Origin of the sequence: Clostridium folliculivorans (assembly GCF_024341905.1) — a bacterium.
In the GTDB taxonomy this organism is placed as follows: Bacteria; Bacillota; Clostridia; order Clostridiales; family Clostridiaceae; genus Clostridium_AR; species Clostridium_AR folliculivorans.
On record NZ_BQXY01000003.1, the window covers coordinates 252755 to 264679 of the forward strand.

Annotated in this window: 11 protein-coding genes and 1 pseudogene; 9 read left to right on the forward strand and 3 right to left on the reverse strand. The window is 32.2% G+C overall.

Features of this window, described 5'->3' with window-relative positions:
• Window position 1: 1 nt before the first annotated feature.
• A pseudogene (locus OCU55_RS11370) lies at window positions 2-331 on the forward strand (DUF421 domain-containing protein); the annotation flags it as partial.
• Between the two features lie 153 nt (window positions 332-484).
• Here OCU55_RS11370 and OCU55_RS23930 read toward each other — a convergent pair.
• Window positions 485-1360, reverse strand: a complete 876-nt coding sequence (locus OCU55_RS23930) for a hypothetical protein (RefSeq protein ID WP_280923797.1) — start codon at window positions 1358-1360, stop codon at window positions 485-487.
• A gap of 349 nt (window positions 1361-1709) precedes the next feature.
• Between OCU55_RS23930 and OCU55_RS11380 the strand changes: the two genes are divergently transcribed.
• The 8 genes from OCU55_RS11380 to OCU55_RS11415 all read left to right on the forward strand — a co-directional run bounded on the left by OCU55_RS11380 (window position 1710) and on the right by OCU55_RS11415 (window position 8030).
• Window positions 1710-1880 (forward strand): hypothetical protein, encoded by a 171-nt coding sequence (locus OCU55_RS11380; RefSeq protein ID WP_261852434.1) that lies wholly within the window; start codon window positions 1710-1712, stop codon window positions 1878-1880.
• A 506-nt stretch (window positions 1881-2386) separates the two neighbouring features.
• Complete coding sequence (locus tag OCU55_RS11385; RefSeq protein ID WP_261852435.1) at window positions 2387-3052, forward strand: glycoside hydrolase family protein; 666 nt, start codon at window positions 2387-2389, stop codon at window positions 3050-3052.
• A gap of 192 nt (window positions 3053-3244) precedes the next feature.
• Complete coding sequence (locus OCU55_RS11390; protein ID WP_261852436.1) at window positions 3245-4039, forward strand: ABC transporter substrate-binding protein; 795 nt, start codon at window positions 3245-3247, stop codon at window positions 4037-4039.
• 167 nt (window positions 4040-4206) lie between these two features.
• On the forward strand, window positions 4207-4971 hold the full coding sequence (locus tag OCU55_RS11395; RefSeq protein WP_261852437.1) for an ABC transporter ATP-binding protein: 765 nt from the start codon (window positions 4207-4209) through the stop codon (window positions 4969-4971).
• Window positions 4961-5758 carry an ABC transporter permease gene (locus OCU55_RS11400; protein WP_261852438.1) on the forward strand — a complete coding sequence of 266 codons (798 nt, stop codon included), beginning with the start codon at window positions 4961-4963 and terminating at the stop codon, window positions 5756-5758. Before OCU55_RS11395 ends, OCU55_RS11400 begins: the two co-directional genes overlap by 11 nt.
• A 64-nt stretch (window positions 5759-5822) precedes the next feature.
• Complete coding sequence (locus OCU55_RS11405) at window positions 5823-6659, forward strand: tetratricopeptide repeat protein (protein ID WP_261852439.1); 837 nt, start codon at window positions 5823-5825, stop codon at window positions 6657-6659.
• Window positions 6660-6951: 292 nt separating this feature from the next.
• Window positions 6952-7305, forward strand: a complete 354-nt coding sequence (locus OCU55_RS11410) for a CidA/LrgA family protein (RefSeq protein WP_206869965.1) — start codon at window positions 6952-6954, stop codon at window positions 7303-7305.
• Window positions 7306-7316: 11 nt separating this feature from the next.
• A complete protein-coding gene (locus OCU55_RS11415) occupies window positions 7317-8030 on the forward strand; it encodes an LrgB family protein (RefSeq protein WP_261852440.1) in 714 nt (237 codons plus the stop codon).
• A gap of 360 nt (window positions 8031-8390) precedes the next feature.
• On the opposite strand, the gene OCU55_RS11420 is transcribed toward OCU55_RS11415, so the two are convergent.
• The gene (locus tag OCU55_RS11420; protein WP_261852441.1) at window positions 8391-10364 is read right to left on the reverse strand and encodes a DNA topoisomerase; all 1974 of its coding nucleotides are present in this window, start codon (window positions 10362-10364) and stop codon (window positions 8391-8393) included.
• Between the two features lie 184 nt (window positions 10365-10548).
• Window positions 10549-11703, reverse strand: coding sequence for an amidohydrolase (locus OCU55_RS11425; protein ID WP_261852442.1), 1155 nt, complete (start codon window positions 11701-11703; stop codon window positions 10549-10551).
• Between the last annotated feature and the right edge of the window lie 222 nt (window positions 11704-11925).

Below are 11925 nucleotides of genomic sequence, written 5' to 3' on the forward strand. Positions count from 1 at the left end.
GGATATATTTTACATAGCTGAGGTAGAGTTTGCAATACTTGAGGTTGATGGAGAAATAAGTGTGCTAAAAAAAGCACCCTATGCTAATGTAACTCCACAGGATCTAAATATAGCCCCTCCTTATAAAGGACTAACCTTAAGTTTAATAATTAATGGAATTATTTTAGATTCAAATCTAAGCCTTGCAGAAAAGAATAAAGCTTGGTTAGAAGAAGAGCTGAAGAAAAATAACATTACTAATGTAGAAGATATATTGTATGCTGGTTATACTTCAGGTGGAAAGTTAGAGCTAGTTACAAAAAGATCAGCAGAGTATCAAAAATCAATCTAGTTAATATTATATATACCATATAATTTTTATTTATTAATAAAGAAGTAGAAATCATTAATTTTGTAGGATTCCTGCTTCTTTATTTTCTTACAATTTTCAGAATAAAAAACATCATATTTTTATAATCGTTTTATCAAACTTTGATATATTATTTTATAATGAATATAATGTCAGAATACCTCCTGTCAAGTCAAAGATAGAGCATAATGGTATAGCTCCATAATTATTCTTGGAAACTGTATTTTTAAATTTTACCCAAAGTATTCCGTTACATATTCCATAAACTTCTGTAGCTGTATATACGGCTGCTGTATTATTTATAACATCAAAACTTAATTGTACATTATCTATAGGGAATGCACTTCCTATGATAGCTTTTATTGCTGACTCAACATCTGTATTACAACAACAATCAGGAGTAGTACAATTATATGGTGATGGAGGAGTAGTAATAGGTTCGTCGTTGAATGTAATAAATATTATATTGCATAATGATACGTATACTGTATTTCCTTGATTTAAATCTTTTATAATTACAACATCACCATTTGTTTGAAATCCAGTTATTGTACCTTGTTCAACAGTATTAAAAGATATTAATGAAACTGCCTGATTTTTATTTGCAGCATAAATTCTATCTAAGGCATACTTCACAGCTGTTTTACAACAGCAGTCTCCTGCCGGTCCTGTACTTCCAGTTGATCCTGTTGGTCCTTGTGGCCCTGTATCCCCAGTGGCGCCCGTTGGCCCTGCTGGTCCTTGTGGTCCTGTATCTCCAGTGGCTCCTGTTGAGCCTGCTGGTCCTTGTGGTCCTGTATCTCCAGTGGCTCCTGTTGCTCCTGTTGGACCTCCTGCTGGTCCTGTCGGTCCTGCTGGCCCTCTCTCTCCTTGTGGCCCTCTTTTTCCCTGTGCACCTTGGCAACCTTTCGGCCCTGGAGGTCCTTGTGGTCCTGTAGGTCCTGTTGGGCACTTACAATTAGGCCTTTTATCGTAACAGTTGTACTGTCGATAATATTCTCTAGTTTTCATTTTATAAAATTTCACCCCTAACTAGCATCAATGTTTCAACAATTTAGATTATTATATGATTTACAACCATTTTCAGTTCTACATTTTCTGATAAATCATAATCAAAATATATCTTCTTTCGTCGTAAATACTTATATATTACAATTTCATATCAATGTTTTATATATATATTTTACTATATTACAAATTAATGATATATTCATTGTATTTTTCATGCTATTTCTTATAACTAACAAAAACCCTTATCTCAAATGTCATATATAAATAAGACTTTTTTGATACTATCTAAGTAATTTTTTTTATTAATTACCTCATATATTATATTAATTAATGTTTTTGGAGTATAAAATTGGATTTAAAAGATAACCAGCAAAATTATACTTGTAATCCCTACGTAATCAATGCAGGAGATACCCCATCTATACAAGAGGGCCCTCTTTCAAAAAGACCCTTACCTAAAATTAAAGGTAGACTTTTTTTAGATACTGACCATAATATTCTTCAGGGATACAGGATGTAGTTGGGTACCTCTACAGATTGGACCCCGTGGACCTCGTGGTTTTCAAGGACCTTCTGGTATTTCATATATTACTGGAATTGGTGCGCCAACATGTGATATTGGACAAATAGGAAATATCTACATCGATATATCTACTGGACAGCAATATTTAAAACTAAGTTCATCTAGCTTACCTAATTGCACATGGAATGAATATCAGAATAATCCTGTATATGAACCTAACACTTCTGCATATTATCAAACTGTTAGATATGATAAGAATCAATTTGCTTCTTATGGACATACTTCATTTTATAAAATGTGGTATGACTATTCATCGTCAGGAGGTATTGCGATGGCAACATCAAGTGATGGGATAAACTGGAGTTTCTAATATGACAGGTCTTTCTACAACAGCTAGACACTCTAGAGTTCTATTTAATAGTGACGGTTTTGGCACAGGTACTCCTTATAGAATTTGGTACTGGAGTACACTATCTCCCTATATTGTTTGACCACAACCACAAATGATTAGAACTGCAAAATCATCTGACGGCATTAACTGGATTAATGACACAAACATTACTCAGGATCCTACAGATCCTTTATTGCCATTTTCAATCTATAATGGTAGTTATGGACCTGCCGATATTTTGTATTTCCCTCAAAACAATCCAACTCTTGACAAGATTAATCCTTTCAACAATCGTTATGTTATGTACTATGATGTAACAAATGGGGCTATCGAAGAAATTGCCTTAGCCATTTCTGGAGATGGCCTCTTTTGGGCCAGAATTGGCAACCAACCTGTACTTCCAAGAGGAGGAGCTGGGCAATGGGATCAAAATTATGCATGTGAAGGAGCCGTGGTACTACGTATTGCACCTAATTATTTTAAAATGTGGTACAGTGGTGGAGTAAATACTTCAAATGAAGGAATTGGTTGTGCTAGTTCGACAGATGGAATAAATTGGACTAAATTCTCTGGAAATCCTGTATTTAGTATTTATCAAGGTGTTCCTTGGAGAAATGAAAGGACATATAATCCATGGGCACTATACGATCCACTCCAATTTAGTGGTCATGGTGAATCTGTATTCTATAAGCTTTGGCTTACAGGAGAATCTACAACCTCAAGTCCAGATATAGGATATGCTACTATGGAAAATTGTTTTTGGTTACCTTTAATATAAAATGCACTTTCTTCTTTCTTAGAGTTCTAATAAGTTTTTTAGTTTTTGATTAATTTCTTTATTAATTAGTTTATAATACTTTTATTTAAGTCTATAAGATGATACAATATTTATAATTTGAATAACGGCAGGAACCCTTGAAATCAAAAGGTTCCTGCCGTTTGTGTTTCTGCACAGGTTGCAGACAAGACTATGCAGCAAGTATTATCAAAAAGCGTTGATATAGGTTTCAGTGGACCTGAACAAGTTGTATACATCTATAATCAAAAGAGAGATGACTACCCAATTGTATTTGCTCAATTGACTCAAAAAGATGGTTCCTTCTTAGTTGGAAGAACTGAAGACAAAAACTTCACTTGGGAATCTGTCAAAGGTAAAACTATTATAGGTGGTCGTCCAGGTGGTGTTCCTGAAATGGCTTTAGAATATGTTTTAAGAAATCATGGTCTTCAACCTGGTAAAGACGTCAATGTTGTAACTAATATAGCTTACACTGCAACTGGTGGTGCCTTCAAGGGTGGAACCGGCGATTACGTTGCTCTTTTCGAGCCTACTGGTTCTATGCTTGAAAAAGAAAAATCTGGTAGTATAGTTGCTTCTGTTGGAGCATCAGCTGGAACATTACCTTATACTTGTTTCTACGCTACTAAATCATATATAGAAAAAAATCCTGATATAATTGAAAAGTTCACACGTGCAATAGTAAAAGGTCAGCAATGGGTAGAAAAGAATAACGATGCTGATGTTGCGAAATCAATCATATCCTTCTTCCCAGGAACAGATCAAGATATACTAACTAATGTTGTTAAAAATTACAGATCTATTGATGCTTTTGCAAAAGTTCCTACAATGAAAGAAGAAGATTATACTAGACTTTTAGACATAATTCAATCTTATCAAGCTAGTTTAATCCCTTCAAGACCTGCATTCGATAAGATAATTGACAACTCCTTTGGAGAAAAGGCACTAAAAGATTTATCTAAATAGTATTTAAAGTTTATTGTCACGGATATTTTATGCTACAAGATGTATATCACTTCACTCTTTATATATTTTCGATACCTCTTGAGTTCTACGAGAAGTATTAAAAAGATATAAGACCATGGAGGATACATCAGTATATCCGTGACAAATTTTTAATAGGTGGTGAAAATATGGCACTTCTTGAGATAAAAAATATCTATATGAATTTTCATACTCCTGAATCAGTTATAGAAGCACTAAATAATATAAATATCACTATAGAAAAAGGTGACTTTGTAAGTGTTATTGGTCCTTCTGGTTGCGGTAAATCAACTCTTCTAAATATAATCTCTGGTTTACTAAAGCCCTCTTCTGGAGAAATATTGTTCAATGGTACTACCTCCGAATCAAATCAAGACATGGTTGGGTATATGTTTCAAAAGGATCATTTATTTGAATGGCTTACACTTTGGGATAATGTTACCCTTGGTTTAAAGATAAAAAAGCTTCTTAATAAAGAAAATATAGAGAAGGTAGATTCTCTATTATCCCAATATGGTCTATCAAAATTCAAAAAAAGTTACCCAAGTCAACTTTCTGGCGGTATGAGACAAAGAGCCGCACTAATTAGAACTCTTGCTCTAGAACCAGAAATTTTATTACTGGATGAACCATTTTCCGCATTAGATTATCAAACAAGATTAAAGGTATGCGATGAAATTTTCCAAATAATAAAGAAGGAAAATAAAACTGCAATAATGGTTACTCACGATATTTCAGAAGCCATATCTACTTCTTCCAAAATAGTCATATTATCAAAGAGGCCTTCTGTAGTAAAAAGAGAACTATTTCTTGACTTTAACGAGACTCTTACTCCTCTTCAAAGGCGTGATGAAAAACAATTTAGAGAGTATTTCAATATTACATGGAAGGAGTTAGATCTAAATGATGAATAAAGAACAAGAGCATGAATTATATCTTAAAAAAATAAGACTAGCTAAAATAAAGCTTGCAGTTGTGCGAATATTAGTTTTGGTAATCTTCTTAGCTCTATGGGAAATTGCAGGTGATTTAAAATGGATTGATCCATTCCTAACTTCAACCCCATCTAGAGTGGTAAAATCAATAATGCAATTTTACGGAGAAGGTACCCTTATAAAGCATATACTTGTTACCTGCTATGAAACCATTTTAGGTTTTGTTTTAGGCACAGTTCTAGGCACCATTATAGCTATTGCGTTATGGTGGAGTGATTTTGCTTCAAAGGTGATGGAACCTTATCTTGTAGTACTAAATGCATTACCTAAAGTAGCCCTTGCCCCTATAATAATATTTTGGGTAGGAAATGGAATTACTGCTATTATAGTAATAGCTCTCCTTATTTCCATAGTTGTAACGATAATGAGTGTTTTTTCTGGCTTCCAGGAAGTAGATGAGGAAAAGATAAAATTGATGAAGACCTTTGGTGCAAATAAAGTTCAAATGTTAACGCATTTAATAATGCCTGCATCTATTCCTACAATGATATCTGCTTTAAAAATAAATGTTGGTCTTTCTTGGGTAGGTGTTATCATGGGAGAATTCTTGGTTGCTAAGGACGGTTTGGGATTCCTAATAGTATACGGTGGTCAAATTTCTCAATTAGATATGGTAATGATGAGTATAATAATCCTTTCAGTTATTGCTTATATCATGTATAAGATTGTATCAATAATAGAAAATATTGTTAGAGTTAAGTATTGATTGTTTGTATTCCCCCCAAAAAATAGTATAATTATCATATTACTATTTTTATGGGGGAATTATTATGGGCGAAAAAGTGAGCAAAAGTTTTCCTAAGGATTTAATCTTAATAGTTATCATATTAGGAATTATGTTTTTTGTAAATCCGGCAATCGGAAGTATTTTATTTTGGATATATATTATATATAAAGGCATAACAAACCGTGATATGCTATCTGCTTTTATGGCAAATAGAGCTTACCGCAATTACCAATATCCAAAGGCTATAAATTGGTATAAGAAAGCAGCATTATCAAAGGTATCAAAAGCAAAAATAATTGCTAATTATGTTTTTTTAGAACTAAAACATGGTGACGTATGTGAAGCAGATAGAATCTTCGATAAAATAACCTCTGATAGACAGTTTAAGGAAAAAGATTTACAAAATATTAAGATGGCAGAAGCGTTAATCTATTGGAAGAAGAATGATGTTGACTCTGCCATAAAAACTCTTCAAGATCTATCTACAACACATAAGACTTCTACGATTTTTGAAACACTTGGGTATTTTCTAATCAATAAAGGCGATTTGAATGAAGCACTAGAATTTAATGAAGCAGCATTAATTACATATAACAGCAGTTCAATTATAAAAGCAAATCTAGGAGAAATATATTATAACCTTGGTAACTTTGAAAAAGCTAAAGAACTGTTTACTCCTTTAATTGATGATTATGTTAACTTCTCAGAGCCTTATTACTATTCAGGTTTAATTCTCGCTGAAGAAGGAAATAAAGAAGCTGCAGCTGAACTCTTAAATAAAGCTTTTTCACTTGAAGAATCCTTTTTAAGCAATTTAAATAAAGAAACAATCAAACAAAAACTTGAAAAAATTTCCAAAGAAAAACCACTTAATTTATAAACTATATTTATAATTCGTAAATGCTAGAACTTACACTTTTGATTCATATGGTCTTATATAAAGTTTTATATAAATCATTAAATATAAGTTTATTAAAAGACAAGATTTCTTGTCTTTTTTCATTTTCAACTTGAATTTTAAAGTATTCAAGAGTAAGTATACAATTTGTATCTATAGTTATCTTTAACGGCAAATGAAATTGTTTACCATCTACTATTAAGTCACATTCCGCAGTTTACCTTCCTTTAAAAAAATGCTAAATTATAATAGTGTGTTTAAGGAGGTGTAGTCGGTGAAATTATTTAGAGAACTACTTATAATATTAGTAATATTTTTTATAGGCGAATTTATTTCAAAAACCTTTAATCTCCCAGTACCAGGAAATATAATCGGAATGCTCTTATTATTAGTTTTACTATTAACTAAAGTAATTAAACTTTCATACATAGAAACAATATCTAACTTTTTTCTAGATCACTTATCTTTTTTCTTCATTCCAGCAGGAGTAGGTTTACTCACTTCGATGGATGTTCTAAAAAGCTCTTGGGGAAGAATATTGATTGTTTGTATACTAAGTACAATAATTATGATAGCTGTTACTGGTTTCGTAATTCAACTTGTGACAAAAATTATGAAAACTAATTAAGGAGTGTAATCATGAATATATTTACCAGCAATGCTCTATTTGGTATAGTTTTATCTCTTATAGCTTTTGAGATAGGTCTACTCTTATACAAACGAACAAAATTCCCTTTATTTAATCCACTTTTAATAGCTATCGCCTTGGTAATAGGATTTTTGTTGTTATTTAAGATTGATTTCAAAACCTATAATCAAGGTGGACAATTTATAAATATGTTTTTAGGACCAGCTACAGTAATTTTAGCTGTACCTCTTTACAAACAAATCAAGCTTCTAAAAGCTTATGGTCTTCCTATATTCATAGGTATATTTGTAGGAAGTGCTGTTGGAATAATCAGCATAATTTTATTATCTTATGCTTTCAAATTAGATCCAGTTATAATAAAGTCCTTAGCTCCTAAAGCTGTTACAACACCTATCGGTATGGAGATAAGCAGTGAACTTCATGGCATTGTTCCTATTACTGTAGTTGCCATTGTTATTACAGGCATAATTGGTGCTATGATAGGTCCATTGATATGTAAAATATTCGGTATAAAGAATAAAGTTGCAATTGGTATATCCTTAGGTACTGCCTCTCACGCAGTTGGAACATCTAAGGCATTAGAAATTGGAGAAACTGAGGGTGCCATGAGCTCACTTTCCATTGGTCTTGCAGGACTCATGACAGTTTTCCTAGCACCATTTATCTATAATATTCTTAGCGGTATATTGCATTTTTATAAATAGCTAATTATATAAAACCATATTTTCGTTTACTTAAAAATATGGCTATGTTTAATAATATTGTTGAAATTAATTTGTTATACAGGAGACGCTATATAAGCGAGCTATTAGAATTAAATGATTTTTTCAGATGGAATGGCGTTAATAAACTGTACTGTTCGAACGTAGTGAGTTTACAGTTTTAGCCATGGAATATGAAAAAATCATATTAATTCTTTGCGTAAGCTTATTAAAGTGTCGGATGATTAACCAATTAATTTCAACACGGTCCTTTAACAGCGCCAAAAATATAAATCCTATGATATTTTCAAATCTTCTATTTAAAATAGAATTACTTTGAATTTATCACAGGATTTATTTACTTTATTTAGGTTCTGCTAAACCAAATGTATTTTTAACATCCATTAATTTTTTATATATTAGATTTATATTACTTTGTTTCTTTACTCTAAATATATTATTTTTTGTATAATCTTCTAATTTACCCATGAAATTTGATGGTTCAATCTCTTTCTCATATACCATTTTCAATCCCTTTTCCCAACTTGCAGTTAGGATTGGATTAAGCAAAGATGGTATCGATGAATTTATAACTTCATATATCATTTCACCTTTTATCGTTGGTGTAAGTATTTGTGTCTTAGAATTTACCATAAGATAATTTATATTTATGAGCTTCTTAATTATTTCAGCTCTAGTAGCTGAAGTCCCAATACCAGAACCTTTTATCTGTTCTCTTAATTCATCATCTTCTATTAACTTACCAGCGTTTTCCATTGCAATTATCATGGACCCCGACGTATATCGTTTTGGAGGACTTGTTTCTCCTTCTTTTATAGAAAACTGACCAATTTTAAGTTTGCTACCTTTTCTTAATTCATTAATCCAGACAAAAGAATTTTCTTCTTCTTCTTTGTTATCACTTTTTAATATTTCTAAGTATCCTTTTTCTACACAAACCTTTATACTCTTGAAGAACTTCTCACCTAATATGTCAGCTGTTATTGAAACCTTAGAATATTTTGCTGGAGGAAAAAATATACTTAAAAACCTAATAACTACTAGCTCATATATCTCACGCTCAAGCTTGCCTAAAGTTCTTATAGCTCCTTCACCTTCACCTGTAGGTATAATGGCATAGTGATCAGTTATCTTTGAATCATCAACATATTTACTTTTAGCAATATCTTTAGTCCAATTATTCTTCATTATCTTAGCTGCATTTTCTGCAATACCAGGATTATATACAAACTTAGTAAGCTTATTTATTGTCTTTGATATTTCCTTAGCTACTGCTGTTGATATAACTCTTGCATCCGTTCTAGGATAAGTAAGCATCTTCTTTTCGTATAATTTTTGAACTACTCCAAGAGTTTCATCTGGACTTATCTTAAACTTTTTCGTACATTCATTTTGCAGTTCTGCTAAGTTAAATAAAAGTGGTGCATATTTTGTCTCTTTAGTTTTTTTAACTTCATCTATTAAAGCAAGTTCTGCAGGTTTTAGCATCTCAACAAGTTCTTCTGCAGTATTCCTAGTTTTAAATCCACTATCATTGTACAAAAGTGGTGATTCATAATACTTGGAACCTTCAATAGCTTTCCATTCAGCATCAAAACTTTTTTCCTCTTTCGAAATGTCTACGCTGACTTTATAAAAACTAGTTTTAGTAAAGTTTCTTATTTCTCTCTCCCGATTTACTACTATTCCTAAAACACAGCTCATTACTCGTCCTACTGCTATTACAACTCTTTCCTCTGATAAAACTTCCGAGATTTTTCTGCCATAAACCAAAGTAAGTAATCTTGAAAAGTTTATTCCTAAGAGAAAATCTTCCTTAGCTCTAAGATATGCAGAAGCAGCTAACGAATCATATTCTTCAAGGGGCTTTGCCTCTTTAATTCCTCTTCTTATCTCTTCTTCGGTTTGTGAATCTATCCATACTCTTTTTTTTATTTTACTAGGTGCACCAGCCATTTGATCAACTAATCTATATATGTATTCCCCTTCTCTTCCTGAGTCAGTACATACATAAACTACATCAACATCATCTCTGTTTAGTAATGAGGATACAGTATCAAATTGCTTCTTCACGTTGGGTATAACATCATACTTATATTCCTTTGGTAAAAAAGGGAGCTCTCCTAGATTCCATCTTTTAAATCTAATATCATATGCTTCTGGATAACACATTGTAACCATATGTCCAACACACCAGGTAAAAATAGAATCCTGGCCTTCTACGTATCCATCACCTTTTCTTCCATTAACCTTTAGTAATTTTATAAATTCCATTGCTACAGATGGTTTTTCTGTAACGAATAAAGCTTTTCCCATAATCAAAATCCTTTCTAAGAAAACAACCTATGTTTTTTTAGGAAGTTCAATGTTCTACTAAGTTTTTTATAAAGACATATAATTGTCAATTTAAAATTACAGCTTCTTATAAAACAAAAAATATAGCCTCCCACTTAAGAGAAGCTATATTAATTATATACTATTTTAACGATAAATTAAACCATTATTCATATTTACTAAAAACAACCTTGCCATCAACTATTGTATATAGAGTTGTTGTGGCAACTTCAAAAGGACTTCCATCTAGTATAACTATATCAGCATCTTTGCCAGGTTCTAAGCTACCAACTCTATCTGCTATGCCTGCTATTTCTGCTGCATTTATAGTTATTGTACTTAAAGCTTCTTCGAAGGTTAAGCCTGCTTTCATCGCATAGGCAGCACAAAGTGGTAAGTGCTCTATTTGAATAACTGGATGATCAGTTATAATAGCAACCTTAACTCCTGCCTTTGTAAGCTCTACAGGTGTCTTAAAACTTTTGTTTGTCAGCTCTATCTTTGTGCTAAAAGTCATGGTTGGACCAACCAATGCAGAAACCCCTGAGTTCTTTATTTGATCAACTATCAAGTGACCTTCTGTGCAATGATCCAAAGTTATTGGAACATTAAATTCCTTAGCAATTCTTAGAGCAGTTAGTATATCATCGGCTCTGTGGGCATGTGCCTTAAGAGGAATCTTTCCTTCTATTACAGGCACTAATGCCTCATATTTTAAATTTATTTCAAAAAAGTCTCCTTTTTCATCAGCCTTCTTCTTCTTTCCAATATAGTTTTTGGTTTCAGTTAAAGTCTGTCTAAGTAAAGCAGCTGTAGCCATTCTTGTCATTGGTGCTTTCCCTTTTGAATTATATACTCTTTTAGGGTTCTCTCCAAAAGCAATTTTCATAGCTACAGGTTCTTTAAGTATCATTTCATCGATACAATTGCCATGAGTTTTCATAGCTAAAAACTGTCCACCAATAACGTTAGCACTTCCTGGTCCAGTAAGAACAGAAGTTACTCCAGCTTTAACTGCTTTTCTAAAAGCTCCATCTACTGGATTAACACCGTCTAAAGCTCTTAGATGAGGAGTTACAGGATCAGTCATTTCGTTGATATCATGACCTTCGAAGCCCATATTTTCTTCTTCTCCTCCAATATGTGTATGTGCATCAATCATACCTGGTATTACATAACCGCCTTTAGCATCAATAACTTCTTCCTCTAAGGCAACTATATTTTCCCCCACCTCTACTATTTTTCCTTCCTTTATGAGAATGCTTCCACATTCTAAAGCTTGTCCAGCCATAGTGAAAATCTTACCATTCTTTATTAGCATATTACCAACTCCTTATATAATTTTATTTAGTCGATTTTAAATTATAACGTTCAAATTAAGCGATTAATCATCCAATGTTTTAATTAGTTTACCGCTTATTTTCAACGATATTCTTAAACATAGCCTTAATTTATAATACACGTAATTTCTATAGGAAATTTTGTAAAATCTATATTACTATTTTATCACACATTAAAAATAATTAAACGTTAAAATAATTAA

Excerpts from the sequence above, each read along its gene's own strand:
- OCU55_RS11420 (WP_261852441.1), bottom strand. The coding sequence starts at position 10,364 with ATGGGAAAAGCTTTATTCGTTACAGAAAAACCATCTGTAGCAATGGAA.
- OCU55_RS11390 (WP_261852436.1), top strand. The coding sequence starts at position 3,245 with ATGCAGCAAGTATTATCAAAAAGCGTTGATATAGGTTTCAGTGGACCT.
- OCU55_RS11400 (WP_261852438.1), top strand. The coding sequence starts at position 4,961 with ATGATGAATAAAGAACAAGAGCATGAATTATATCTTAAAAAAATAAGA.
- OCU55_RS11425 (WP_261852442.1), bottom strand. The coding sequence starts at position 11,703 with ATGCTAATAAAGAATGGTAAGATTTTCACTATGGCTGGACAAGCTTTA.
- OCU55_RS11385 (WP_261852435.1), top strand. The coding sequence starts at position 2,387 with ATGATTAGAACTGCAAAATCATCTGACGGCATTAACTGGATTAATGAC.
- OCU55_RS11405 (WP_261852439.1), top strand. The coding sequence starts at position 5,823 with ATGGGCGAAAAAGTGAGCAAAAGTTTTCCTAAGGATTTAATCTTAATA.
- OCU55_RS23930 (WP_280923797.1), bottom strand. The coding sequence starts at position 1,360 with ATGAAAACTAGAGAATATTATCGACAGTACAACTGTTACGATAAAAGG.
- OCU55_RS11415 (WP_261852440.1), top strand. The coding sequence starts at position 7,317 with ATGAATATATTTACCAGCAATGCTCTATTTGGTATAGTTTTATCTCTT.
- OCU55_RS11395 (WP_261852437.1), top strand. The coding sequence starts at position 4,207 with ATGGCACTTCTTGAGATAAAAAATATCTATATGAATTTTCATACTCCT.